The sequence below is a fragment of the Lacibacterium aquatile genome (genome assembly GCF_042683105.1).
In the GTDB taxonomy this organism is placed as follows: domain Bacteria; phylum Pseudomonadota; class Alphaproteobacteria; order Elsterales; family Elsteraceae; genus Lacibacterium; species Lacibacterium aquatile.
In genome coordinates, this window is the sequence record NZ_JBHUIP010000010.1 from 1 (window position 1) to 24,152 (window position 24,152).

The 24,152-nt window shown below is 62.2% G+C and carries 21 protein-coding genes and 1 tRNA gene; 12 read left to right on the forward strand and 10 right to left on the reverse strand.

Annotated elements, in window-relative coordinates:
• Positions 1–162 precede the first annotated feature (162 nt).
• On the reverse strand, positions 163–453 hold the full coding sequence (gene groES, locus ACFSM5_RS10295; RefSeq protein ID WP_379876268.1) for a co-chaperone GroES: 291 nt from the start codon (positions 451–453) through the stop codon (positions 163–165).
• A gap of 263 nt (positions 454–716) precedes the next feature.
• Here groES and ACFSM5_RS10300 point away from each other — a divergent pair, with 263 nt between their 5' ends.
• Positions 717–977, forward strand: a complete 261-nt coding sequence (locus ACFSM5_RS10300; protein ID WP_379876269.1) for an usg protein — start codon at positions 717–719, stop codon at positions 975–977.
• A 360-nt stretch (positions 978–1,337) separates the two neighbouring features.
• Here ACFSM5_RS10300 and ACFSM5_RS10305 read toward each other — a convergent pair whose 3' ends face one another.
• Positions 1,338–3,386 (reverse strand): methyl-accepting chemotaxis protein, encoded by a 2,049-nt coding sequence (locus tag ACFSM5_RS10305; RefSeq protein ID WP_379876270.1) that lies wholly within the window; start codon positions 3,384–3,386, stop codon positions 1,338–1,340.
• A gap of 263 nt (positions 3,387–3,649) precedes the next feature.
• A complete protein-coding gene (locus ACFSM5_RS10310; RefSeq protein ID WP_379876272.1) occupies positions 3,650–4,447 on the reverse strand; it encodes a YqaA family protein in 798 nt (265 codons plus the stop codon).
• Between ACFSM5_RS10310 and ACFSM5_RS10315 the strand changes: the two genes are divergently transcribed.
• Positions 4,437–5,378, forward strand: a complete 942-nt coding sequence (locus ACFSM5_RS10315; RefSeq protein WP_379876274.1) for a COX15/CtaA family protein — start codon at positions 4,437–4,439, stop codon at positions 5,376–5,378. The genes ACFSM5_RS10310 and ACFSM5_RS10315 overlap by 11 nt on opposite strands.
• A gap of 145 nt (positions 5,379–5,523) precedes the next feature.
• Here the strand turns inward: ACFSM5_RS10315 and ACFSM5_RS10320 are convergent, their stop codons facing one another.
• Both ACFSM5_RS10320 and epmA read right to left on the reverse strand, forming a co-directional pair.
• Complete coding sequence (locus tag ACFSM5_RS10320) at positions 5,524–6,885, reverse strand: class I SAM-dependent RNA methyltransferase (RefSeq protein ID WP_379876275.1); 1,362 nt, start codon at positions 6,883–6,885, stop codon at positions 5,524–5,526.
• Positions 6,882–7,898 (reverse strand): EF-P lysine aminoacylase EpmA, encoded by a 1,017-nt coding sequence (epmA, locus tag ACFSM5_RS10325; RefSeq protein WP_379876276.1) that lies wholly within the window; start codon positions 7,896–7,898, stop codon positions 6,882–6,884. Before epmA ends, ACFSM5_RS10320 begins: the two co-directional genes overlap by 4 nt.
• Before the next feature lie 118 nt (positions 7,899–8,016).
• Here epmA and efp point away from each other — a divergent pair, with 118 nt between their 5' ends.
• The 8 genes from efp to ACFSM5_RS10365 all read left to right on the forward strand — a co-directional run bounded on the left by efp (position 8,017) and on the right by ACFSM5_RS10365 (position 18,020).
• On the forward strand, positions 8,017–8,583 hold the full coding sequence (efp, locus tag ACFSM5_RS10330) for an elongation factor P (protein WP_379876277.1): 567 nt from the start codon (positions 8,017–8,019) through the stop codon (positions 8,581–8,583).
• 206 nt (positions 8,584–8,789) lie between these two features.
• Positions 8,790–9,632, forward strand: coding sequence for an inositol monophosphatase family protein (locus ACFSM5_RS10335; protein ID WP_379876278.1), 843 nt, complete (start codon positions 8,790–8,792; stop codon positions 9,630–9,632).
• A gap of 3 nt (positions 9,633–9,635) precedes the next feature.
• Positions 9,636–10,094, forward strand: coding sequence for a GNAT family N-acetyltransferase (locus tag ACFSM5_RS10340; RefSeq protein WP_379876279.1), 459 nt, complete (start codon positions 9,636–9,638; stop codon positions 10,092–10,094).
• A 198-nt stretch (positions 10,095–10,292) separates the two neighbouring features.
• Positions 10,293–11,267 (forward strand): OmpA family protein, encoded by a 975-nt coding sequence (locus ACFSM5_RS10345; RefSeq protein WP_379876280.1) that lies wholly within the window; start codon positions 10,293–10,295, stop codon positions 11,265–11,267.
• Between the two features lie 48 nt (positions 11,268–11,315).
• Entirely contained in the window at positions 11,316–12,458 is a 1,143-nt protein-coding gene (locus tag ACFSM5_RS10350; RefSeq protein ID WP_379876281.1) for a flagellar motor protein MotA, read from the forward strand.
• 6 nt (positions 12,459–12,464) lie between these two features.
• The gene (locus ACFSM5_RS10355; protein ID WP_379876282.1) at positions 12,465–13,853 is read left to right on the forward strand and encodes a peptidoglycan -binding protein; all 1,389 of its coding nucleotides are present in this window, start codon (positions 12,465–12,467) and stop codon (positions 13,851–13,853) included.
• Between the two features lie 103 nt (positions 13,854–13,956).
• Positions 13,957–17,103: a response regulator gene (locus ACFSM5_RS10360; RefSeq protein ID WP_379876283.1), complete on the forward strand. Its 3,147-nt coding sequence runs from the start codon at positions 13,957–13,959 to the stop codon at positions 17,101–17,103.
• Positions 17,100–18,020 (forward strand): diguanylate cyclase domain-containing protein, encoded by a 921-nt coding sequence (locus ACFSM5_RS10365; RefSeq protein ID WP_379876284.1) that lies wholly within the window; start codon positions 17,100–17,102, stop codon positions 18,018–18,020. The genes ACFSM5_RS10360 and ACFSM5_RS10365 overlap by 4 nt, the downstream gene beginning before the upstream one ends.
• A 583-nt stretch (positions 18,021–18,603) precedes the next feature.
• Here the strand turns inward: ACFSM5_RS10365 and fdxA are convergent.
• The 5 genes from fdxA to ACFSM5_RS10390 form a co-directional block, all read right to left on the reverse strand.
• Entirely contained in the window at positions 18,604–18,936 is a 333-nt protein-coding gene (fdxA, locus tag ACFSM5_RS10370) for a ferredoxin FdxA (protein WP_379876285.1), read from the reverse strand.
• A 229-nt stretch (positions 18,937–19,165) separates the two neighbouring features.
• On the reverse strand, positions 19,166–19,474 hold the full coding sequence (locus ACFSM5_RS10375) for an RNA-binding S4 domain-containing protein (RefSeq protein WP_379876286.1): 309 nt from the start codon (positions 19,472–19,474) through the stop codon (positions 19,166–19,168).
• Positions 19,471–21,960, reverse strand: coding sequence for a helicase-related protein (locus ACFSM5_RS10380; RefSeq protein WP_379876287.1), 2,490 nt, complete (start codon positions 21,958–21,960; stop codon positions 19,471–19,473). The genes ACFSM5_RS10375 and ACFSM5_RS10380 overlap by 4 nt, the downstream gene beginning before the upstream one ends.
• A gap of 116 nt (positions 21,961–22,076) precedes the next feature.
• Positions 22,077–22,637: a demethoxyubiquinone hydroxylase family protein gene (locus ACFSM5_RS10385; RefSeq protein WP_379876288.1), complete on the reverse strand. Its 561-nt coding sequence runs from the start codon at positions 22,635–22,637 to the stop codon at positions 22,077–22,079.
• A complete protein-coding gene (locus ACFSM5_RS10390; RefSeq protein WP_379876289.1) occupies positions 22,634–23,140 on the reverse strand; it encodes a disulfide bond formation protein B in 507 nt (168 codons plus the stop codon). The genes ACFSM5_RS10385 and ACFSM5_RS10390 overlap by 4 nt, the downstream gene beginning before the upstream one ends.
• Before the next feature lie 146 nt (positions 23,141–23,286).
• On the opposite strand from ACFSM5_RS10390, the gene ACFSM5_RS10395 reads away from it, so the two are divergent.
• Both ACFSM5_RS10395 and ACFSM5_RS10400 read left to right on the forward strand, forming a co-directional pair.
• Positions 23,287–23,372 (forward strand) — tRNA-Leu (locus tag ACFSM5_RS10395).
• Between the two features lie 77 nt (positions 23,373–23,449).
• Positions 23,450–24,082, forward strand: coding sequence for a GntR family transcriptional regulator (locus ACFSM5_RS10400; RefSeq protein ID WP_379876290.1), 633 nt, complete (start codon positions 23,450–23,452; stop codon positions 24,080–24,082).
• Positions 24,083–24,152 lie beyond the last annotated feature (70 nt).

Here is a 24,152-nt window from a genome sequence, read left to right on the forward strand (position 1 = left end):
AGAATATCCACACCGCGCAGCATGCGGTCGCGCGCATCCGACGAAAACTTAACTTCTTTGGCAGCCATTTTAAGCTCTCTCTTGTTCTGTGTTGGCCTATCGCGCTTTGCGCTACTTGAGGCCTTTGTGGCCTATCGCGCAGTGGCGTTGCTTGAGGCCTTGTTAGGCGGCGATGATGCCGAGGATGTCGCTTTCCTTCATGATGATGACGTCCTGGCCGTCGATCTTCACTTCGGTGCCGGACCACTTGCCGAACAGCACGCGGTCTCCGGTCTTCACTTCCAGAGCCTGAAGCTGACCCTTCTCATCGCGGGCACCCGGGCCGACGGCGAGAATTTCGCCCTGCTGCGGCTTTTCCTGTGCAGTGTCGGGGATGATGATCCCGCTGGCGGTCTTGGTTTCGCTTTCGACGCGGCGAACCACGACGCGGTCATGCAGGGGACGGAACTTCATTTGAGGATTTCCTCCTTCGAGATGCGAACGGAACGGACGGGACGAAGCCTTGGCTTAGCACTCCATCCCGGTGAGTGCCAATGCATGTAGTCCAAGGCGCGTAAGCTTTCAAGAGGCTTATCAGCACTCGGCGTAATCGGCTGCCAATCTCTTGGAATAATTTAGTTTTCTGATGAAAACGTGACGGTATTACGTCAGCCTGAATTTAAGGGAAAAGTCACCGGTGAGCATCCCGCCTACTCCAAGACTAAGGAGCTTCGGCCATGAGTGACCTTGCCCGCCAGATGAATGACTACCGCCTGACCACGGCGGAGATCCTCTACCACATGCCCGATCATCCCGGCCTGCTGCAGACATTCGTCTGGCAGCATCTGGATCTGGTGCCGAAATTCCCGGAGCTGCGGAAGTTTTTGGATTTCTGGGCCCACAACCTCGATGGCAGGCTCCATTCGGTGCGGGTTGCCCATGTGGGGGTGATTCAGCCGGCGGCCTGGGCCAACCGTGCGGAATTCACTTTGAACTAGCGCTCGTCCCGCGCGCGTTGCGCGCTTAGCTTTTACGATAGGCGGCAATGCCGCCGGGTGGCGATCTGCTGCGTTGTTTCCGGTGCTCGGATCCTCACGTACAAAAGTACGCTCCGGTCCTGCGCGGCTAGGCGCCTAGCAGCTCATCCACCGGCCTTCACGCTCGACAGGGCTGACGACGCGGTTTGGCTACACGAGATCCCGGATCAGGTCCGGGATGACGAATGTTTTTCTAAGTGTAGAAGCGAAGGCGGGAGGGGTCAGATGCTAGGCGCTTGCCAGCACAGGCGCGGAGCGTACGACTGTACGTGAGCACCGAGCATTTCAGATAACGACGCAGATGGCCCCTCCCGCCGAGCATTATCCCAAAGCTTTGACTTCGCCGGAGAAGACTCGGACATCCTGCTCCAGCACGCCGGAGCGGTCGAGCAGGACGGAGATGCTGGTGATCAGATCCTCGGCGACCTGAGCCCCGGCTTGGGCGGAGTTGGAGACGCCTGCCACTTCCGCCTCCACATTGCGGGTGCCGTCGGCGGCCTGCTGGACCGAACGGGCAATCTCGCCTGTCGCTGCCTTCTGCTGATCGATCGAGGCGGCAATCGCGGTGGTGATGGCCGACAGGCGGTTTACGAAATCGACCATGCCGTCGATGGCTTTCACCGTCTGATCGACATTGGCCGTGATGCCTTCGACCTGTTCATGGATGTCGCGGGTCGCCTGTTCCGTCTGGTGGGCCAGGGCCTTCACTTCCGAGGCGACAACAGCAAAACCTTTGCCCGCATCGCCAGCCCGGGCCGCTTCGATGGTGGCGTTGAGAGCCAGCAGATTGGTCTGGGAGGCGAGGGTATTGATGAGCCCCAGGATGTCGCGGATGCGGTTGGTTGATTGATTGAGATTGCCGACGGTGCTGACCATCTGCTGCGTTTCGGATTCTGCCCCTTCGCAGACCGACTTGGCGCGGTCGGCCTGGCTGGAGATCTCGAAGATCGCGCTCGACAGTTCCTCGGCGGTCGAGGCGACGGAGTTCACATAGTCTGCGACCTCCGAACAGTTCTGGGAGGCGCGTTCGGAAATACCGCCCAGGGTCGCGACCAGATGGGAGAGATCGTTCGCCCGGCCGTCGATCTGATTGCCGTTCTGCTGGAAGCTTGCCACCAGGTGCGACATCTGTTCGACGAAGCTGGTGACGAGGTGGTCGCGGGCCAAAATCCGGCTTTCGCGGGCGCTTTGGGCGGCCTGGGTGTCTTCGGTCAGGCGCCGGGTTTCGATCAGATTGGCGCGGAAACCTTCAAGAGCCTGAGCGATCTCGCCCACCTCGTCGCTGCGATCCTGAAAGGCAATTTCCGTCGAGGTGTTCCCCTGAACAATTTCCCGCGTTGTCCTGGCGAGGCCACCCAGATAGCGCTGCACCTGACGGGTCAGGAGTAGCGATGCCAACGTGGCGGCGATCAGGGCGGCGATGCAGATGCCAATGGCAGTATAAAGGCTGGTGCCAAGGCGTGCCTTGGCCTCATTGGCCGTCGAAAGAATGATCTTGGCGAATCGGTCCTCGACGTCTTTCAGGGCATTGATGCGCACGGTGGAGGTCGCGAACCATTCCGGTCCGACCATGCCGGTGAAGTCATTGGCGGGGCTACGCTTATAGACCTCGTTGCGATAGGCCTGGACCTTCTTGGCAATGTCCGCTTCCGGACCCTCAAGGAAGGCTTGCCGGATATCGGTCGGCGCCGTGTCCTTGAAGGTGATGAAGAAGGCATTCTGCTCGGCTGCCAGCTCCAGATACCGCTTCAGGACCTCTGGCTCAGCCTTGCCTGCGGTCATGATGCCGCTGCCCAGCGCGCGTTCCTGGCCAGCGCGCTCCTTGCCTTTCACCAGAGAGAGGTAGGCCACCACCAGATGGGACGTGTCACTGTCGAGCAGCAGGGCGGGCAGCATGTCGGCCGGGGCCAGCTGATTGGCGATACAGCCAGTATAAGTGGCGGCGGATTGCGGAGCTGCCACGGCAAGCCGGTCGACCTGGGTACGGAAATTCGGCAGCGCGCTCAGGCATTCCTGCCCCTTGGTGGCAAGCGTGCTGAAAGGCGCGAAATCGTCGCCCGCCGGAATCTTGGCCAGATGCGAGGCCCATTCCGCGATCCGCCCATCGGTCAATTTGCGCTGGGAGATCAGCTCGGCGCCGTTGTTCTTGCCCTGGCTGCCCAGGAACAGAGCCGATAAGCCGCGCTCCTTCTGCATTTCATGGACGACGGCACTGATCTTCTCCACGGCTTCGGCCAGCACCACGCCCCGCTCGATGGCGGCATAGCTGCGCGCATATTGCAGAATAGAACTCGCCGAAACGGCCACTACGATCAGGGACAAAAAGGCCGCAGCCAGACGTACTTGGTTGCGAAGCGAAATCCGACCCATAAATAGCCCCACTAAAAAATAGTATCGATGCCGAATTACTATGAATTCGACTGTTTGAACTTAAATATGCATATGCGGTGCATCTGGAGTAGTCCGAAAAATTGGTTAAAGCCGCCAAACGGCTATGACCTGTAGATATTCCCAGGCGATTAACCTTCTTTGAATAACAAAACGTTATGGATTGGTGATTAATTGGGCGGTTTTTGACTTTATAATGAGCGTTGATTGGCGCTCATCCTCAAGATGAGGGGCTGCTCAGGTGCTTATAGATATTTAAGCGCCACGAAACCGCTGACGATCAGGACCACGGCGGCCATGGTTACCAGGGTCAGGCGCTTTTCGATGAAATCGCGGATCGGCTGGCCGAAATAATAGAGCAGTCCGGCGACGAGATAAAATCGCAGAGCGCGTGAGATTATTGATGCCCAGATGAAGGTGAAGAGATCGAGATGTGCCACCCCGCTGGCGATGGTGACAATCTTAAAGGGAAAGGGCGTCCAACCTTTCCCAATGATCGCCCAAGGCCCCCATTCCGCAAAATCGGCCTGGAATTTTGCGATGCCAGCTATCCAACTGGTTGGCACATAGTTCATCGCGAGTTCCCACGCGAAATAGCCGATGGCGTAACCGACGAGGCCCCCTGCGACTGAGCTGAGGGTACAGACCGTAGCGTAAAACCACGCTTTGGCGCGCTTTGCGATACACATCGGAATGAGCATTAGATCTGGCGGGATCGGAAAGACTGAACTTTCCAGGAAAGAAATGGTGCTCATGGCTGGAACAGCGCGCGGGCTGGCCGAAAGCGACAGGATCCAATCGTAAAGACGGCGCAGCATCAGCTTCTTCCTAAGGTCGGCGCCGGTTTGACGCGGGAGGGGCATGCCATGACGGCCGGACTGCGTCAAGCAGTCCCACAGGTTCCCCCTTGACCTGCCGGGCAAAAGCGGCAAATCCAGGGCCATGATTAAGAATCCTCCTGCCTCCTCCCCGTCCGCGACTAACCGACCTGTTGCGATCTGGCTCTTTATCTGCTGCGCGATGATTTTCGCGATGGTGGTCATCGGCGGCATCACGCGCCTGACCGAAAGCGGCCTTTCCATCACAGAATGGAAGCCGCTGGGCGGCGCGATCCCGCCGCTCAATGCCGCTGACTGGGAGGAGCAGTTCCGCCTGTATCGGGAAAGCCCGCAGTATATCCACGTCAACGCGGGCATGAGCCTCGAAGAGTTCAAGGGCATCTTCTGGTGGGAATGGATCCATCGTTTCTGGGGCCGCCTGATCGGTTTTGTGTTCCTGATTCCGCTCCTCGCCTTCTGGATCCGGGGCAAGCTGTCGCGCGGTCTGGCCGCGCCTCTGTTCGGCCTGTTTGTCCTGGGCGGCCTGCAGGGCGCGCTGGGCTGGTACATGGTGGTCAGCGGCCTGAACGATGTGCCGTGGGTCAGCCCCTATCGGCTGGCGGCGCATCTCGGGCTGGCGCTGGTGCTCTATGTGGCTTGCTTCTGGCTGGGCGTGCGTCTGTGGGGGACGCAGAGGGTCACGGTCCAGCTGAAACTGAAGATCGGATCACACAGCGTGCTGGCCCTGATCTTCGTAACCATCCTGGCGGGTGCGTTCGTCGCGGGCCTGGATGCGGGCATGATTTACAACGAGTTTCCGAAGATGGGCGATGGGCTGGTGCCGCCGGATTATCGTAATCCGGCGCTCTCCTGGTTCTCCAATATCTTCGAGAATCATGCGGCCGTGCAGTTCCATCACCGGGTGCTGGCGACCCTGACCGTGCTGGGCGTCGTGGCTTTTGCCCTCCGTATCTGGCGGGTTCCGGCCCTGCGTGGCGGGGCCATCTGCCTGCTGGCGGCCGTCGCCCTGCAATATTGCCTGGGCATCATGACGCTGCTGGCCCAGGTGCCGGTGTCCCTGGGCGCGACCCACCAGGGCGGAGCGGTCGTGTTACTGACCGCCGCGCTCTGGGTTGCGACACGGCTGAAGCGTTAGGGTCAGAGTCTTCAGCTGTCATCCCGGGCTCGACCCGGGATCCGGCCGATGGTGGTTGCCACACGGCGCCTTGTCAGCTCGGCCATGATGGCGGCCGGATCCCGGCTCGGGGGCCGGGATGACAATCTTGTTTAACTGACCCGATTCAAAAAACGCTGACCGCGTCGCCGTAGCCGCTTCCGGCCTTGGTGAAGCTCGCGACGACCTCGATATGGCCGGACCAGGTGAACTGGTCCACCGGCTGCACCCAGTTCATGTCATAGCCGCCGTCCACCAGGATGGCGGCATCGCGGGCAAATGTGTCAGGATCGCAGGAGACGGCGACCACATGTTTGACGCCGCTCATGGCGATATCCTCGGCCTGACGCTTGGCTCCGGCGCGGGGCGGATCGAAGACGATGGCGTCGAAATCCTTCAGGAACGCCGCCGGAATAGGGTCCTTGTCGAGGTCGCGCACCTCGGTCGTTACCCGCATCTGCGAATGGCGGGCGGCACGGTCCAAAGCTGCCAGGGGCTCACGCAAACCTTCGACCGCATGGACGGCGGCGCCGCGCTTGGCCAGGGCCCCGGCAAAGGTGCCGCAACCGGCATAGAGATCGGCGATCTTGCGGGCATTGGCCGGGATGGCTTCCAGGATCGCCGCAATCAGGGCGGCCTGCCCATCGACGGTGGCCTGCAGGAAGGCGCCGGGCGGCGGCTCCACGATCAGGCCGCCCAGATCGACGGTGGCGGGGCGACGGCGAGACAGCGGCTCGTCGAAAGCCTGTCCTGCCTCACGCCAGGTGATACGGGCAATGTCGAGACTATCGGCAAAGGCGGCGAGCTGTTCGCGGGCGGCCAGGGTCAAGCGCGGCCCGCCGGTCAGCAGCAGGTCGATGCCGTCGCGGGTCAGGGTCGCAACCGCATCGCAGGTCTCTCCCGTTCCCAGCACGGTCGCCATGGAGGCGCGCAGGGGCGGGATCATCGCGGTCAGTTCTGGCACCAGGACCGGGCATTCCTTGAGGTCGATCAACTGCGAGGACGCGGCTTCGTTGAAGCCGACGACGATCCCCTTGCCAACCCCGCGCAACCCGAAGGAGGCACGGCGGCGCGAACCGGGGGCGCTGCTGATGATCGGGCGGACGGGTGTGTCGTCCAGTTCTACGCGGGCCAAAGCCAGCTTTACGCGCTCGGTCTTCAGACGGGCCTGGGCCGCGAGGTCCAGGTGCTGAAGCGAACAGCCGCCGCAGCGGTCGGCGTGACGGCAGACAGGAGTGACGCGCTCGGCATGTTTGCCGGAAATCAGCTTTTCCGTCCTGCCGAACCAGCCCTCGCCGCGTTTGGCGATCAGGCGAACGGAGACGGTTTCACCGGCCAGGGCGCCGCGGATATAGAGCGGCTTGCCCTGCAGCTTGGCGATGCCTTCGCCCTGGAGGCCCAGGCGATCGATCGTGACCTCGGCCACTTCGACCGGGGGCTTGGCGGCGGGACGATGCCCGGCGCGGCTTGGGGGACGACGGCTTCTCATCGGGCAACCTCCGCCCACAGGATGTCTTCCAGGCGCGCGGCCCCAACGGCCAGCATCACCAGCCGGTCGACGCCCAGCGCAATCCCGGCGCTGGCGGGCAGGCCCAGGTCGAGCGCGGCCAGAAAGCCGGGATCGATGGGGTAACGGTCGCCGTAGAGTTTCTCTTTCAAATCCATATCCGCCTCGAACCGCGCGCGTTGAATCGCGGGGTCGGTCAATTCGCCAAAAGCATTTGCCAGCTCGATACCACAGACATAGAGCTCGAAGCGCTCGGCAAATCTCTCATCTTCCGGTTTTGGACGCGAGAGGGCGGCCATCGCAACCGGATAATCATAGAGGAACGTCGGCCGACCCATACCAAGATGCGGCTCGATCCGCTCCATGGCGATGCGATGGAAGATATCGTCCCACAGGTCGTCCGGCGCGGTACGGATTCCCAGGCGCTGGGCGGCGGCATGCATGCCCGGCGTATTGTCGAGCAACGCCACGAGATCGATCTCGCAATGGCGGGCAAAGGCTTCGGTTACCGATAGGCGTTCGAACGGACCGTCGACCTCGCAGGCGAGATTGTCCCGCACATAGGGGCCGCTGTCGGTGACGGCGCGCAGCAGCGCCTCGCAATCATCCATCAGATCGAAATAGGTGGCGCCTGCCCGGTACCATTCCAGCATGGTGAATTCGGGATGGTGGCGCTCCGACCGCTCGCCGTTGCGCCAGACGCGGGCCAGCTGATAGAGGCGTTCCTCGCCCGCCGTCAGCAGCTTCTTCATCGCAAATTCGGGCGAGGTATGGAGATAGAGCGGGCGCTTCGTGCCGTCCGGTCGCTTCAGTTCGGTGCCGAAAGCCTGGAGATGCGGCTCCAAACCCGGCGAGACTTGAAGGTAGGGGGTTTCGACCTCAACGAAGTCACGGCTATCGAAAAACTCGCGGATACGGCGCAGAATACCGGCCCGGCGCAAGAGGTTGGGGCGCTTCTTGGCATAGATGTCGGGGCGCCACCATGTCTCGGGCATAGCTGATACTCGCTTGAGGTGTTGAGCGCGCGTTGCGTCGCATCGCGCTTTCGGTTAGGGTCCGGCCGCCTTATCAAATTGCAGACCTGTTTCTGCCTTCTGCCTAACGGACCGACCGATGAAGATCAACGCCAACGAACTGCGCAAGGGTAACGTGATCGAGCAGGAGGGTAACCTCTTCGCCATTCTCGATGCCAACCACGTTTCTCCCGGCAAGGGCTCGGCCTTTGTGCAGGTTGTCATGCGCAACCTCAAGACCGGCCTGAAGAAGGACGACAAGTTCCGTTCGGGCGAAAGCGTTGAGCGCGTGCGCATCGACGAAGAAGATCTGCAGTATCTCTTCGGCGACGACACCACGCTGACCTTCATGAACCCGGAAACCTACGACCAGATCATCGTTCCGGCTGAACTGCTGGGCGAAAAGGTCGCCTTCCTGCAGGACGGCATGATCTGCCGCGTCGCCCTCTACGAAGGTACGGGCATCTCGGTTCAGCTGCCGCAGCAGGTTGTTCTTGAACTGGTCGAAGCCGATCCGGTCGTCAAGGGCCAGACCGCGTCGTCGTCCTACAAGCCGGGCAAGCTGGAGAACGGCCTGCGCATCCTGGTTCCGCCCCATGTCGAAGCGGGCGTGAAGCTGGTTGTGGCGACGGAAGATTGCTCCTACGTCGAACGCTTCAAGGGCTAACGCTCTTCGTCTGACGGCGATCTGCGTCGTTGCTGTGCTGCTCGGATGCTCACGTACTAGACGTACGCTCCGCTCCTGTGCTGCTCGCGCCTAGCATATCACCGTCAGCCTTCAGAGCGGGTTGGCTCTGACGAAATTCAAACCGGATCGGCGTCGCGTCGGTCCGGTTCTCTCTTTGATAGCTCGTGAATAAGGAAGTTCCGGTCATGGCCGTTCGCTCAGCAAATATTACCGTCATGATCAAGGCCGCCGAAAAGGCAGCCATGGGTCTCGTCCGCGATTTCGGCGAGGTCGAAAAGCTTCAGGTGTCGAAGAAGGGTCCGGGCGATTTCGTCTCGACCGCCGACCAGAAGGCTGAAAAGACCATCCGTGCGGAACTGGAGAAGGCCCGCCCCGACTATGGTTTCATCATGGAAGAAAGCGGCACCTCCGAAGGCGCCGACCCCGAACACCGCTGGATCATCGATCCGCTCGACGGCACCACGAACTTCCTGCACGGCATTCCCCATTTCGCCATCTCCATCGCCCTGCAGAAGGGCAAGGACATCATCGCCGGTGTGGTGATGGATCCGGTCAAACATGAGATTTTCTGGGCCGAGAAGGGCGCGGGCGCCTACGTCAACGACTTCCGCCTGCGTGTGTCCGGCCGTAAGGACATGACCCAGTGCGTGGTCGCGACCGGCATTCCCCATATCGGTAAGAGTGGCAAGGACCGCTTTGTGCGTCAGCTGGCCGCTGTCATGACCAACACCGCCGGTGTCCGCCGCTTCGGTGCCGCCGCCCTCGACCTCGCCTATGTGGCCGCCGGTCGGTATGACGGTTATTTCGAAGAAGGCCTCAACAGCTGGGATATCGCCGCCGGTCTGCTGATCGTGCGCGAAGCCGGTGGCTTCGTGACCGATCTTGCCGGCAGCCATACCGGCCCGTTGCAGTCGGGTGAACTGGTCGCCGCCAACGACGGCATCCAGGAGCGCCTGCGCATGCTGCTGAAGACCGCAACCGAAAAGGGCGTCAAGGCCGCCGCAGCCAAGTCCGCCATCCGCGGCTGAACGATGCAGATCCGGCGCGCCGCCGTCGCCGACCTGCCCGCCCTCAATGGGTTGGTGCAGGCGGCAAAAGCCTACGAGGGTCGATATCGTTCGATCCTCGACGGTTACGCCATCACGGCGGTTCAGGTGGCGCGCGATCTGATGTTTCTGGCGGAAACGCCCGGGGGACAGTTGCTGGGCTTCTATAGTCTGGTAACGGGCCCGGAGCCGGAATTGGATCTGTTGTTTGTCGCCGATGCCGCCCAGGGAACAGGCCTGGGTCGGGCCTTGTTCGAGCATCTGAAGGCGACCGCGCAGGCCGCCGATATCACGCGGGTGAAGATCGTCTCGCACCCGCCGTCGGAAGGCTTTTACCGCAAGATGGGTGCGATGCCGGTGGGGATTAAAGCCCCGACGGCTAAAGCTACCTGGACCCGTCCGATCCTGGAATTGCCGGTGCCGGGTAAATATTCCCGCGCTTGAAATTGACGCCAGACCCCCTTTTGCGCAATTAAGTGGGCAGAAATTGCCTCAAACCCCCTTCGTCTGCCTGGATTTTACCATGGTGGCTGGTTAAGGTTCGGAGCGATGCGGTGTCGATAGCGACTCCGCAAGGTTTGGTGCGTTGCCTATCGGAGGAAAGCGTCCGCGATGAGAGCGCCTCGGCAGACTTGCCGTTTGATGCTGGGTTTAGTGCTCGGTGCTGCTTTGCCGTCGGTCGAAGCCGCCGCGCAGCTCTATGGCGCAGGCCGTAATTCCGCCGTTACGGTGGACCAAAGCGTCCTGGATAGCCTCGGCTACCCCCCGAATGTCCCGGGTAACCTCGGGTCGTCCCGTCTTCAATCGCCTGCGCGGGCTGTTCCCGCCGTGCCGCGCGAGCCGGTCGTGCTGCAGCTGACGCCGCCGCCCCTGCGCATGCCGACCAGCCGTCTTGAGCAGACGCCCCCCGCCCGTCAGGCCGCCCAGGCCCGCCAGGCTCCGGCCCGGCCTGCTGCCAGCAGCGGCCGGACCAATCAGGTCATGAGCGCTGCCGCCACGGCAGCCCCCAGCCAGTCGCCCGATCCCTATGCCGCGGTGGCCCTGCAGCCCAAGCCCAGCGATCCGCTGGTGGCGGCTCACACCCCGGCTCCCGCTCCAGCGCCCGCCGCTGCGCCTGTCGATCCCAGTGCTTCGGTCGGCGATCAGCTGCGCCAGTCGACGCCTGCCGCTGCGCCCGCAGCCCAGCAGGTGGCCGCCGTTGCACCGCCTGCCGCCCCCGCTGCGCCGGCTGCCGCAACCCCGGCGCCAGCCGTTGCGGTTCCGGCCCCGGCTGAACCGGCCCCCGCTCCGGCTCCTGCAATCGCTGAAAAGGTCGATTTCAGCGTGCTGTTCGAAGCCAATTCCAGCCAGTTGACCGACGCCGGTAAGCAGTCGTTGCAGCAATTCGCTGCGGGCGCGCTGGGCGGCAATGGCCGGATCGAGCTTCGGGCCTATGCCGCTGGCAGCGACGAGCAGGCGACACAGGCGCGCCGTCTGTCGCTGGCCCGTGCCTTGGCGGTCCGCAGTTTCCTGACGCAGCAAGGGTTCGCCACGACGCGTGTCGATGTCCGTGCCTTGGGCAACCAGGGTGGGGCGGCCAATGCCGACCGTGTCGATCTGCAAGTCATCAATTCCTAATGTCGCAATCCGGCCCGTCGCAACCGGGCTGGTAACGAGGCGAGTGTCATGACCCTGACCGGGACCGGCCGATATCTGATCCGCATGGGCCTTTTCCTGGCCGGTGTGGCCGTTGCAGCCGTGCTGATGGGCCGGGTGCTGCTGGATGCCTTCCAGCATAACCCGGCCTTGAACGGCGTCATCTTCGCGACCCTCATCCTTGGCATCGTGTTCGTGGTGCGCCAGACCCTGATGCTGCGCCCGGAAATCGCCTGGCTTGACAGCTATCAGCGGAACCAGAGCGTTCAGTCGCTGGAAGTGAAGCTGCTGGCGCCGATGGCGGCGATGCTGGGCGAGCGTAAGGCCCGTCTCTCGATCTCTCCGGCCGCGGCCCGCACTCTGCTGGACAGCATCGGTGCCCGCCTGGACGAAGGGCGCGATATCGCCCGCTATATGATCGGCCTGCTGATCCTTCTAGGTCTGCTCGGCACCTTCTGGGGTCTGATCAAGACCGTTGGTTCGGTTGGCGATGTGGTGGGCAAACTCTCGTTTGGCGCCGGTGATCCGGTCGCGGCTTTCGAGGATTTGAAGCGGGGCCTGTCGACGCCGCTGGGTGCCATGGGGACGGCCTTCAGCTCGTCCCTCTTCGGTCTGGCAGGGTCGCTGATCCTCGGCTTCATCGACCTGCAGTCGGGCGCGGCGCAGAACCGCTTCTATAATGAACTGGAAGAGTGGCTGGCCGGGATCACCCGCGTCGGTTCGGGTCCGATCGGCGATGGCGATCAGACGGTGCCCGCCTATATCCAGGCGCTGCTGGAACAGACGGCCGATAGCCTTGAAAGTCTGCAGCGCACGATGGCCAAGGGCGAGGAGTCGCGCATTGCCGCCAATCAGGCGCTAACAGCCCTATCCGAAAGGTTGGGCGCCTTCACCGATCAAGGCAAGGCTGAGCAGCATCTGCTGGTGAAGTTGGCCGAAGGCCAGATGGCGCTGAAGCCGGTGCTGGAACGCCTGTCCGAACGCTTGGCTTCGGGGGACCAGGGTGGTCTCGATGCCGCCAGCAAGGCACATCTGCGCAATCTCGACGGCACCATGGCGCGCCTGCTCGAAGATATCCGCAACGGGCGCGGTGAGACGATCCAGGAAATCCGGGCCGAGATCCGCCTGCTGGCCCGCACCATCGCGGCGCTTTCCGAAGAACAGGGGCGCTAGCCAACCATGGCAGGCGGACGTCGCATTCGGCGCGGGAGCCAGACGGTCGATTATTGGCCGGGGTTTGTCGATGCGCTGTCGACCCTGCTGATCGCGATCATCTTCCTGATTCTGCTGTTCACACTGGCGCAATATTTCATGAATCAGGCCCTGTCGGGGCGTGACGATGCGCTGGAAAAGCTTAATCAGCAGGTGGCGCAACTCGCCGATCTGCTGGCGTTGGAAAAAGCCAACAACGCCGATCTTCAGCTGCAGATCGGCCGTCTGACTTCCGACCTTCAGACCGCGACCCAGGCGCGGGACGACGCCGTCAATCGTCTGGCGGGCGTGATGAACGAGCGCGATGGCCTCGCGACCCGCGTGACCGAAATGACCGGGCGACTGGGCGAGCTTCAGACGCTGACCCAGAAGCAGGCCGCCGATCTGGAAGCCGCCAACAAGGTGGTGGCTGCCGACCGCGAGAAGATCGAGGCGCAGCTAAAGGAACTCGCCAGCCTGAAGGCCGATATCGAGGCGCTGCGCCAGGTGCGGGCGGATCTTGAGAAGCAGGTCACGGGTCTGGCGGCGACGGTCAAGGATCGTGAAAACGAACTGACATCGGTGCGTGACCGCTCCAAAGAGCTTGAAGCACGGCTGTCGACCTCCGAGGAACGCACGGCACTGGCCCAGCGCGATATTGCTCAGCGCGATATCCGTCTGGCTGAGCTGTTGGCGCGTGGCGAACAGGCCGCCTCGCAGATCGGGCGCGAAAAAGCCATGACTGCCGACGCGCAGAAGCAGGTGGATCTGCTCAACCAGCAGATCCTGGCCTTGCGCGAACAGCTTGCCCGGATTGAGGCCGCGCTTGAGACCAGCGAGACGAAGGCCAAGGAACAGGAAACCCAGATCGTCGATTTGGGACGCCGACTGAATCTGGCACTGGCCTCGAAGGTCGAGGAACTGGCCCGTTATCGCTCGGAGTTCTTCGGGCGTCTGCGCGAAGCTCTGGGCGACCGTCAGGATGTGCGCATCGTCGGCGACCGCTTCGTCTTCCAGTCCGAGGTGCTATTCGATGCCGGTTCGGCGGAGCTGGGCGAAGCCGGTCGTCAGCAGATCGGCCGTCTGGCCGCTACCCTGAAGGAACTGTCGGCCCGCATTCCCAATGATCTGAATTGGGTGCTGCGCGTCGACGGCCATACGGATCGGGTGCCCATCCGCAATGTGCAGTTCCCGTCGAACTGGGAACTGTCCACGGCCCGCGCTATCGCCGTCGTCAAATTCATGATGGAGCAGGGCATCCCTGCCGAACGGCTTGCGGCCACTGGCTTTGCCGAGTTCCAGCCGCTCGACCCGCGCGAGGATGATCAGGCCAAGCGGCGCAATCGCCGTATCGAGCTGAAGCTGACCGAGCGCTGAGCTTACCCAAAGCCGTTTCCTAAAATCCCGCAGTTTGCCTTGGTGCACAAAGCGCTATAAACCTTAACGGCGCAAGTTTGCGTCGCGGTAAGAGGGGCATTCTATGGAGCGTTTGAAGAAGGGCGAGGTTATCGCGGCGCTCCTGCTGCTGGCTGTGCTGTTGGTCGGCGGCAATACCTATGTTCAGACCGAGATGCGGCAGAAAGCTGTTGAGCGGGAAGTGCTCGACCTTCGCTCGCTCACCGATAGTTTTGCTGATCAGCTGGAACAGCGCCTGCGCAATGTCGAGACGACACTGCGGCTCATCGCGTCGAAATATGCCGATAAAAATCTAAGCGATCGCGAATATGCCCTGGTCATGCAGCAGGCCATCGAGTCGCTGGGCGTGATAAGCAATGTCGGCATCAGCGATATCAATGGCGATCTGGTCCTGACGTCCAGGGGGCCGTCGACGACCAAGCTGAATTTCTCCAATCGCGACTATTTCCAGTATTTCAAGGGCGGCGGTACCAACCAGTCCTATCTGACGACACCCTTGCAGGGGGTCACGTCGGGTAACTGGCTGGTGGTGATGGCGGTTCCGATCCGACCCGAGGGCGGCGACTTCATGGGGATCGTCAGCGCGGCGATCGACCCCAAACTGACGATGGTTGCCTTCGACGACCTCAACCATAGCAGCGATCACGTCTCGATCATCGCCCACGACATGCGGCTGATCGCCAGCCGTCCGTGGGAAAACGAGCAGATTGGCAAGCCGTTCAACACACCCTTTGCGGGGGAAGTGTCGGCGGGCGTCTTCACGGATCAATATGGCGAAGCGCGTCTTGGCGCGACTTCGGCGCTGTTCTATAATTCCATGCGCTTCCTGATGTCCCGTCCCTATGCCGAGGTGATGAGCTTTTGGCGGGCGTTCGAATGGATCGCGATGCTGGCTTCGGCGGGTATCTTCGGCTTCGTGGCGTTGCTGGCCTTTCTGCTGAACCGCCGCATCAATATGGAGCGGGATTATTCCCGCAATCTCGTGCTGCTGAATGAGAGGCTGGTTGCAGAAGGCGAAAAAGTGCAGCGCCTCGCCCAGGCCAAGAGCGCGTTCCTGGCGAATATGAGCCACGAGATCCGCACGCCTATGAATGCGATCATCGGTCTGGCACAGATCCTCAACCGCTCCCCCCTCGACAAACAGCAGAGCGATTATGTGTCGAAGATCCTGACGGCGGGGCGGTCTCTGCTGGGGATTCTCAACGACATCCTCGATTTCTCCAAGGCTGATGCGGGCCGGATGACGCTGTCGAAAACCGACTATGATCTGAACGAGCTGCTGTCGTCGCTCGCCACCATCATGTCGGTGAATGCGTCCTCCAAGGATATCGAACTGCTGATCGAGGTGGATCCGACGGTGCCGCGTCTGCTGAACGGCGACCCGCTGCGTCTGGAGCAGGTGCTGATTAATCTGACCGGCAATGCCATCAAGTTCACCGAACATGGACACGTCCGGCTTGTCATTGCCCATGAGATGCTGGGCGAGCGCGAGTTGCTGCTGAAGGTGTCGGTCGAGGATACCGGCATTGGTATCGCCGTGGACAAGCGCAATCAGCTGTTCGCCCCCTTCGAGCAGGGCGATACCTCTAATACCCGTCAGTATGGCGGTACCGGCCTTGGACTGGCGATCTGCAAGGGGCTGGTCGAGCTGATGGGCGGCGAGATGGGGGTACGGAGCGAGCTCGGACGCGGCTCGGAATTCTGGTTCACCATCCGTACCGAGAAGTCCGATGTCGGCAAGCAGCCTAAGCGCGGATTGATGGATATCCGCGTTCTGGTGGTCGATGACAACGAGATCGCGCGCAGCGTACTGGCCAAGACGGCCCATGGGCTCGGATGGCGCAGCATCGCGGTCGAATCCGGCTCCCAGGCGTTGGATCGGTTGCGGGCGGGCGAGCGGTTCGATGTGGTGCTGATGGATTGGCTGATGCCCGATCTCGACGGGGTCGCCACCACCCGCATCATCCGTGAACTGCAAAGCCAGGGCGAAATGCCGCTGGTCATCATGGTCACGGCCCAGAGCCGCGAGATCGCCCTGACCGCCTCGACCGACGGTCTTTTCGACGCGATCCTGAACAAGCCGGTTACCAGCTCGCAGCTCTATAATGCCGTCCAGACGGCTATGCAGCGTTTCGACGGGCGCGACGAGGTGGTCGTCGTCCCCCAGGCGGAGATGCGGCTAGCCGGCATGCGCTGTCTGGTGGTTGAAGATAATGCCATCAATCAGCTGGTGGCCCAGCAGGTCCTGGCCCTGGAAGGCGCTAGCGTCGAACTGGTCGATAATGGTGCCCAGGCTGTCGAATTCCTACGCGGGATCGAGACCGACAGCATCGATGTGGTGCTGATGGATATCCAGATGCCCGTGATGGATGGTCTGGAAGCGACGACCTACATCCGGCGTGAACTGAAGCTCGACCGCTTGCCGATCATCGCCTTGACGGCGGGGGCCCTGGCCGAGGAGCGCCAGCGCTGTCTGGATGTCGGCATGAACGGCTTCATTCCCAAGCCGCTCGATATCGAGAAGCTGGTCATTCTGATCCGCGAAGTGATGGCAGGGCGGACCGTGCCGGTTGACGAGCCACTGATCCCGGCGCCACCCAAGCCAGTCTCTGCGGCCATGGCCGAAGCCATGACCATTCTCCTCGACACCAATGGGGCGGCTGCACGTCTGGGCGGTGATCGTGCCGCGCTTGGCCGCTTGATGATGGTTTTCCAGAACCAACTCGCCCAGGGTGACGCCCCGTTGCAGGCGGCGATTGCTGAAGGCGACCATGAAACGGCGGCGCGGATGGTCCATACCGTAAAGGGCTCGGCCGCCAATCTGGGCGCGGGGGAACTGGAGACGATTGCCAGCCAGTTCGAGGCGGGGCTGCGCAAGGGCGATGCCGGATCGTTGGCGACATATCGTGCCACCGTGCGGGCGACCTTGAAGGCCATCGGCGAATTCCTGACCGAGCTGACGGTGCCGACATTGGCTCCTGCCAAGGCTGCCGCCGCCCCTGTCTCTGGTGGTTTGGCCCCGGAGACTCTGGCGGCCTTCAAGGCATCGCTGGAGCGGCAGGACTTTAAGGCGCTCGATGAGTTCGACATTCTGCGTCCCCACTTTGAGGCGTCTCTATCGGCTCAGCAGGCGGCTGATCTGGCGTCGGCGCTGGAAGTCCTGGACTATCGCCGCGCCCTGCAGGTTTTGAGTGAAGGAAGCATGATATGACCGAACTGGGCATGGTCCCGGCGACCATTCTGCTGGTCGATGACGATCCCATCAGCATTCGTCTCCTGCGGTCGATCCTGAAGGACGACGGCGAGGTGATCTTTGCCACCAACGGCGAGGAAGCGATCCGTCTGGCACAGACGCAGCAGCCCGATGTCATTCTGCTGGATGCGGAGATGCCGGGGCTCGACGGGTTCGCGGTCTGCGAGCGCCTGAAGCAGGACGAGGTCACTGCGCGGTCGGCGGTCATCTTCGTCACCGCCCATAATGATACGGAACGGGAAACCCGCGCGCTCGATATCGGGGCCGTGGATTTCATCACCAAGCCGGTCAGCCCGCCCATCGTGAAAGCGCGGGTTCGCGCACATATCAAGCTGAAGCAGCAGGGCGATCATCTGCGGCGCCTTGCAGCCGTCGACGGCCTGACGGGCATCGCCAATCGCCGGGTCTTCGATGAGACCTTGGCGCGCGAGCTGAAGCGGGCTGGTCGCAGCCGTCATCCGCTGGGGCTGGTGCTGCTCGATGTCGATTTCTTCAAGCTCTATAATGACCGCTATGGTCACCTGGAGGGCGATGCCTGCCTGCGGGCGGTGGCCCAGGCGCTGCACAAACTGTCGCGCCGCCCTGCCGATACGGTGGCCCGTTATGGCGGCGAGGAATTCGCGTTGATCCTACCGGATATCGACCGGCCGGGTGTCGAGCAGTTTGGCGGGATCATCTGCGACACGATCCGGAACCTCAAGCTGCCCCACGAAGCCAGCAAGGTGCATGAGTTTGTCACGGTCAGTGTCGGACTGGCGCTGCTGCCGGGTGGGGCAGAGGTTACGTCGGAGGCGATGATCCGAAAGGCGGATGAACTGCTCTATCAGGCCAAGCTGGGCGGTCGTGACCGCTTCATCGTCGGCGATATCGCTTAAACAAAAAGAAAGCCCCGCAGGGTTATGCGGGGCTTTCAACCGTCAAGGCATGACGGCGCATTTATCATGACGATGTAGACTATTCACTAGTTCTCGACAGGCCAAAACGCGGCCTGGGCTATGGACTCGGTGGACCCATGATTGTACCCACCCTCCCTGGCTAGTGGAGACAGACATCCGTCTAGCTGCCGCAGACTTATCGCGGCAGACTTTGACAAAGGAGTAATCGTCGCTCTCCTTGTTGTGTGCTGTCCGATTATTGTCTGCCTATTTATCGGGAATGGCAAGCAACATTGCAAACCCATTGCAGAACAATGGATTTTGGATGACGGGTTGCTTTAAGAAAAGCTGTCACTGCGGCAGCTGCCTTCGGCCGACTCTACGGCTACCGATCAAACAAGAACCGTCATCCCGCACTTGATGCGGGATCTTATGTAGCCGAACTCCGTTCGGCTTTTCTACGCGGTCTGTCTACACGAGACCCCGCATCAAGTGCGGGGTGACGAGTTTCTATGGGACAGGCGCCCGGAGGAGATCCCGTGGTCAAGCCACGGGATGACGAGTGCCGATTGTTTCGTCCAAATCAGCTGTGCGGATTGGGGCTGAAGTATTTTTTGAACTTATCCGCTTCGCCCTTGAAGCTGTCGGCATCGGGCGGGGCATCGATCTTGCGGGTCATGTTCGGCCACTGCTCGGAATAGTCACGATTGAGGGCCAGCCATTCTTCGGCGCGCGGATCGGCATCGGGCAGGATCGCTTCGGCCGGGCATTCGGCTTCGCAGACGCCGCAATCGATGCATTCGTCCGGATTGATGACGAGCATATTTTCGCCCGCATAGAAGCAGTCGACCGGGCAGACTTCCACACAGTCGGTATATTTGCAGCGAATGCAGCCGTCGGTGACGACGTAAGTCATCTCAACATAACTCCCCTTCCGAGGTCGCCGCCTTATCTGGAGGCTGATCCACGGTCTTTCCTTCGGCGCCCATCATACTGATGGTGCGCCGCCACACAACCCGACGCGCAGTGGGGTTTCTGCATGGCGTCCAGGCGTCCTGTGCAAATAGCGTGGATCCGGTGTCAAACAAAGACCGCGCATCCGCGGCCAGCGCCGCGAATTCCGGCAGGTTCGACCTGATCCGTCCCTAGGCGTGCAGGGCGTCGAGGTCTTCGTAAAGCCCCTGGGCAACCGGTGCGCCCCGGCGTTCATCGCTCAAAGCGACGACGCGTACCACGCGGATGGTATTGCCTTGGGGGAAGGTCAGGACATCCCCGATACGCACCGTCGCATGGGCCTTATCGATGACCTTGCGGTTGAGGCGTAATCGTCCGTCCTTGCAGAGGGTAGCGGCCAACGTTCGACTTTTGAAGAAGCGCGCTGCCCAAAGGAACTTGTCCAGACGCATGCCGCTGTTCAGGGAAGCGGCCCCCATGTCGAAGAAAGCTTGGCTCATCGGATGACCATCATCTCCTTCAGTTTGGCAAAGGGCGAGTCGGTACGCTCCGTCGGGACCCGGTTGGGCGGGGGCGGCGGAGTCTTTTTACGGCGGCGGGCGCAGAACACGACACCCGCCTCCGAAGCTTTAGCCTTATAGCCGAGCGCGGCGAGTACAGCTGCGATCTCCCCGGGGCGACACCCGGCAAGGCGGACCAGCTCGTCATCGGCGGCGAAAGGCCCGTTCTTGGCGCGTTTGCGGGCTGCCATCGACAGGCGCTCCAGCAGATCGACCCGCATAAAGCGTGGACCCAGCAACACCATCGCCGCTGCCCGATACCAGAGATCCGGCAGGCTGTCATCGCGGGTGCCGAGCGGGCCGCCCGGCGGCTGCGGGATCGGCGACAGTCCCGAGGCAATCGCCTGCAACAGGCACTTCAGCGCCATCGGCTGGGGCTTCAGAAGGGGTTCGAGATAGATGGTCTCAATCCCAAAGCGCACGCCTAAGCGCCCCAGGGCCTTGGCATCGGCAGGCGGCAGGGAGGAGAGCTGCAGGCCAACAGCACTGCGCGGCAGGACGCCAAACGCCTCGTGCAGTTGGAACGCCAACCCGCGCGCCAGCCCGCCCAGGGCCACATCGCGCAAGGCCATCAGCGGCTGGAGTTCCCGCTCGATCAGGGTCTGGAGCCATTTGGCGAGGCGCTGCTGCACGCGCATGCGGCCCTCGCCCTCCAGAATATCCCCGACGAGCAGATCGAGCCCCGGCGCCAGCGGGCGGGGGCCGGGCACCAGCCGGGCCACTTCCGCATCCTTCCAGCGCACCTTGCCGTCCAGCATCAGCGAGAAACTATCGTCCTCGGCTTTGGTGAACTGGGTGACCCGGCGGGCAATCTCCGGCCCCAGCGCCCGGCGAGCGGCGGTCAGCAGGCGCTTGGCCTCAAGCCCGACGGCATCTTCGTCCGGGTGGAAGGTGAAGCCGTCCAGGCGGCCAACCGGATGGCCTTCCACGACCACTTCTCCTTCGGCCGTAATGCCTGCCAGCAACTCGCCTGCCCCGTCCATGCGACGGATCAGATGGGCGCCGCGCCTATCAACAAAGCGCTGGGTCAGCTTTTCGTGCAGCGCATCCGACAGCTTATCCTCGATGGCACGGGCATTGGCCTGCCACTCACCCGCATCGCGCACCCATTCGGGCCGATGCGAGACATAGGTCCAGGTGCGGATATGGGCGAGGCGCTGGGACAGCTGGTCGATATCCCCCTCGACCATATCCAGGCGCGCGATCTGGGCGGCGACCCAATCACTTGGCAGCCGCCCGCCAGGGGCCGACAGGAAGCTGTAGATTTGATGCAGCAGACGGGTATGGGCATCCGTCATCGTCTTGCGGAAATCTGGGATCTGGCAGACGTCCCACAGAATGCGCAGGCGCTGCGGCTTCTTGGCGTCGTCGGCGATCTCGGGAATGCGCGACAGGGCCATCAGGGTCAGATGATCGTCCGCCTCGCGCTTCTTCTTCAGAACGGGCGAGGGCGGGCCACGGTCCAGGCTGGCCAACAGGCCGGGCAGCGAGCGGAAATCGAGGTTGGGATTGCGCCAGGACAGCGCCTCTATCGGGTCGAAGCGATGGGTTTCGATCTGTTCGATCAGATCGGCATCCAACTCGCCCACTTCCGTCGTGGTGCCGAAGGTGCCGTCGTTCTGGTGACGACCGGCACGCCCAGCGATCTGCGCCATCTCCGGCGCGGTCAGGCGGCGTGGGCTGCGGCCGTCGAACTTGGAGAGACGCGCGAAACATACATGGTCGAGGTCCATGTTGAGACCCATGCCGATGGCATCGGTCGCGACCATGTAATCGACCTCGCCAGACTGATAGAGCTCGACCTGGGCATTGCGGGCGCGCGGGCTGAGGGCGCCCAGCACGACGGCGCAGCCGCCACGCGACCGGCGCATGAGTTCGGCGGTCTCATACACATCGGCGGCAGAGAAGGCGACGATGGCGCTGCGGCGCGGCAGGCGCGTCAGCTTCTTCATGCCTGCATAGGACAGGGTCGAGAGGCGCGGGCGGGTGATGATCTCCACCTCCGGCACCAGGCGCTTGATCATCGCCTTCATGGTCTCGGCGCCCAGGAACATCGTCTCGTCATGGCCGCGCGCATGCAGCAGCCGGTCGGTGAAGATATGCCCGCGCTCCTGATCGGCGCAGAGCTGGATCTCGTCAACGGCAAGGAAGGCGACGGGCTTGTCGACCGGCATCGATTCGACGGTGCAGACGAACCAGCGGGCCGTGGAGGGAACAATCCTCTCCTCGCCCGTAATCAGGGCGACGCTGGCCTCGCCTTTCAGGCGAACGATACGATCGTAGTTCTCGCGGGCCAAAAGACGCAGCGGAAATCCGATCATGCCCGACCGATGGCCGAGCATTCGCTCGATAGCGAGGTGGGTCTTGCCGGTATTGGTTGGACCCAACACCGCGACGACCCGAGTGGCGGATCGATGGACCTGCATACTGCTACATAGTGTGGTGTCTATATGTTACAGACGCAAGTCTAGCTTCGCGGTTGCAGCAAAAGGACAGAAAATTATTCTGGGCTTGTTGCCGACAGGACTCAGGTCTGCGGGGCTTAGACCCGCTCAGACAGCCAGATGGCGGTCTTGGTGCTGGCGCGGACGACGGCCGACAGCAGCGGGTAGGCCGGGGCTTCGCGACCCTGGTGATCGACGCCGGTATCGCGATGTTCCAGCTCTTCGGCGCGGAACTGTTCGATCTTGGCTTTGAGTTCGGCTTCTTCCGGGCCGAGCTGGGCAACCTGGGCGGCATAATGGCCGTCGATGGTTTCTTCCACAGCGATGGTGCAGGCCATGGCAGCCTTGTCGCCCAGGAGCGCGGTCGCGGCGCCAAGCGCGAAGGCGCCCACATGCCAGATCGGGGTCAGCAGCGTCGGGCGGGCCCGGCGTTCGGCAATGGCATTGGCGAAATAATCGAGATGCGCCTGTTCCTGCTCGGCCATATGTTCGACCGTGGCCACGTGGGGCGATTTTCGCTTGCGCATGACCGCAAGCTGCCCCTCATAGATCCGCTTTGCCCCATATTCACCGGCGTGGTCGACGCGCACGATCCGGTCGATCAGGTCCTTGCCGGTCAGCTCGCCAGGCAGAGGTGCAGAAGCAGTGGTATCGGTCATCGGCGGCTCCGATCAGCGTCGGCTTGGGTGGCGCCGAAGAGGCAGATAATCGCCAGCCCGACGGCATAGAGCACATTGTATCCGGCAATCGAAATGCCCAGCAATGTCCATTGCGCCTGATCGCAGCGCACGACGGGGGCATTGTTGATGGCAGCGCGCAGATCTTCGATGCTGCCTGCCTGGATCATGTTTCCGCATTCGGCGGTGCCGGTCCACCAGCCATGCTCCACACCCACATGGAACACGCCGATCCCGGCGGTGGTCAGCAGGGCAAGGCCTGCCAGCATCAGGAACAGCCGCGCGATCTTGCCATTGCCGCTGGGGCCGAAGATCCCGGCGATCAAGGCAAAGGCGATGGCGATGACGTAGGGCCACCTCTGATACAGGCAGAGGATACAGGGTTGGAGCCCACCCACGATCTGCGACAGGAAGGCAACGAGCAGCGCGGTCAACGAACCGCCAGCTAGGGTGAAGGCGCGGGCGCGCAAACCAAAGGACGTCATGCTTTCTGGTTAGGTCGAACTTGCGGCAGAAGAAAGGCAAAAGTTAAGGAGCGCGGAAAGTACATATTAACCTTAAGCCCGTGTGCTCGGATTTTTGACGGTTTTGCTTGACCCAGGACGCGACATCGCTAGGATCGCCGCCGTGTGCCCCAGTGGCGGAATGGTAGACGCGGCAGACTCAAAATCTGTTGCCCGCGAGGGCGTGTTGGTTCGAGTCCGACCTGGGGTACCATCCGATTTAAAACCCGTCGCAGTGATGCGGCGGGTTTTCGTTTTTCAATCCGGCAGAATGTCGATTATCTATAATTCATGACCGAGGCAAAGCGCGACACTCTGGCGGTGCAAATCAGCCGCATCCTGGCCGACCGAATCATTGCGGGCCAGATGGCTCCGGGCTCGCGCCTGCGCCAGGACCATATCGCCGAGGAATTCCAGGCAAGCCATGTGCCGGTGCGGGAGGCTTTCCAGCGCCTTGAGGCCCAGGGTCTCGTCGTCAGCGAACCGCGTCGCGGGGTGCGGGTGGCGGGTTTCAGCGAGCGCGATGTTCGCGAAGTTGCCGAGATGCGGGCCTCCCTGGAGGTGCTGGCGCTGCGTCATGCGGCTCCGCACCTCACCCTCGCGATTCTGGATGCCGCAGAGGAAGCGACGCGGGCCGGGGACAAGGCCGCCGATGCCCGGGCGTGGGAGGAGGCCAATCAGCGCTTCCACCGTCTGATCCTCGATCCCTGCGGTATGCCGCGTCTGCTGGCGACCATCGAGGATCTGCATGCCGCCAGCGCCCGCTTCTTCTTCGCCGGTTGGCGGGCAGAATGGGAGGCCCCGACCGATCGCGATCATCGGGCGATCCTGCGGGCGCTGCGGGCGGGGCAGATCGAGGCCGCCGCCACAACTCTCGGGCGTCACGTGCTGGCGGGCGGTCAGGCGGCGTCCAAGATCCGCTAGCGGCTATCGGCTATTCATATCGCGCAAAGGGTCGGTTTTCCGGCCCTTTTTTATTCTCTGTTGCTTAATT

What these genes read in the sequence shown, in the direction of transcription:
- groES (WP_379876268.1), bottom strand. Translation starts at nt 453, where the DNA reads ATGAAGTTCCGTCCCCTGCATGACCGCGTCGTGGTTCGCCGCGTCGAA.
- ACFSM5_RS10300 (WP_379876269.1), top strand. Translation starts at nt 717, where the DNA reads ATGAGTGACCTTGCCCGCCAGATGAATGACTACCGCCTGACCACGGCG.
- ACFSM5_RS10305 (WP_379876270.1), bottom strand. Translation starts at nt 3,386, where the DNA reads ATGGGTCGGATTTCGCTTCGCAACCAAGTACGTCTGGCTGCGGCCTTT.
- ACFSM5_RS10315 (WP_379876274.1), top strand. Translation starts at nt 4,437, where the DNA reads ATGGTGGTCATCGGCGGCATCACGCGCCTGACCGAAAGCGGCCTTTCC.
- ACFSM5_RS10310 (WP_379876272.1), bottom strand. Translation starts at nt 4,447, where the DNA reads ATGACCACCATCGCGAAAATCATCGCGCAGCAGATAAAGAGCCAGATC.
- ACFSM5_RS10320 (WP_379876275.1), bottom strand. Translation starts at nt 6,885, where the DNA reads ATGAGAAGCCGTCGTCCCCCAAGCCGCGCCGGGCATCGTCCCGCCGCC.
- epmA (WP_379876276.1), bottom strand. Translation starts at nt 7,898, where the DNA reads ATGCCCGAGACATGGTGGCGCCCCGACATCTATGCCAAGAAGCGCCCC.
- efp (WP_379876277.1), top strand. Translation starts at nt 8,017, where the DNA reads ATGAAGATCAACGCCAACGAACTGCGCAAGGGTAACGTGATCGAGCAG.
- ACFSM5_RS10335 (WP_379876278.1), top strand. Translation starts at nt 8,790, where the DNA reads ATGGCCGTTCGCTCAGCAAATATTACCGTCATGATCAAGGCCGCCGAA.
- ACFSM5_RS10340 (WP_379876279.1), top strand. Translation starts at nt 9,636, where the DNA reads ATGCAGATCCGGCGCGCCGCCGTCGCCGACCTGCCCGCCCTCAATGGG.
- ACFSM5_RS10345 (WP_379876280.1), top strand. Translation starts at nt 10,293, where the DNA reads ATGCTGGGTTTAGTGCTCGGTGCTGCTTTGCCGTCGGTCGAAGCCGCC.
- ACFSM5_RS10350 (WP_379876281.1), top strand. Translation starts at nt 11,316, where the DNA reads ATGACCCTGACCGGGACCGGCCGATATCTGATCCGCATGGGCCTTTTC.
- ACFSM5_RS10355 (WP_379876282.1), top strand. Translation starts at nt 12,465, where the DNA reads ATGGCAGGCGGACGTCGCATTCGGCGCGGGAGCCAGACGGTCGATTAT.
- ACFSM5_RS10360 (WP_379876283.1), top strand. Translation starts at nt 13,957, where the DNA reads ATGGAGCGTTTGAAGAAGGGCGAGGTTATCGCGGCGCTCCTGCTGCTG.
- ACFSM5_RS10365 (WP_379876284.1), top strand. Translation starts at nt 17,100, where the DNA reads ATGACCGAACTGGGCATGGTCCCGGCGACCATTCTGCTGGTCGATGAC.
- fdxA (WP_379876285.1), bottom strand. Translation starts at nt 18,936, where the DNA reads ATGACTTACGTCGTCACCGACGGCTGCATTCGCTGCAAATATACCGAC.
- ACFSM5_RS10375 (WP_379876286.1), bottom strand. Translation starts at nt 19,474, where the DNA reads ATGAGCCAAGCTTTCTTCGACATGGGGGCCGCTTCCCTGAACAGCGGC.
- ACFSM5_RS10380 (WP_379876287.1), bottom strand. Translation starts at nt 21,960, where the DNA reads ATGCAGGTCCATCGATCCGCCACTCGGGTCGTCGCGGTGTTGGGTCCA.
- ACFSM5_RS10385 (WP_379876288.1), bottom strand. Translation starts at nt 22,637, where the DNA reads ATGACCGATACCACTGCTTCTGCACCTCTGCCTGGCGAGCTGACCGGC.
- ACFSM5_RS10390 (WP_379876289.1), bottom strand. Translation starts at nt 23,140, where the DNA reads ATGACGTCCTTTGGTTTGCGCGCCCGCGCCTTCACCCTAGCTGGCGGT.
- ACFSM5_RS10400 (WP_379876290.1), top strand. Translation starts at nt 23,450, where the DNA reads ATGACCGAGGCAAAGCGCGACACTCTGGCGGTGCAAATCAGCCGCATC.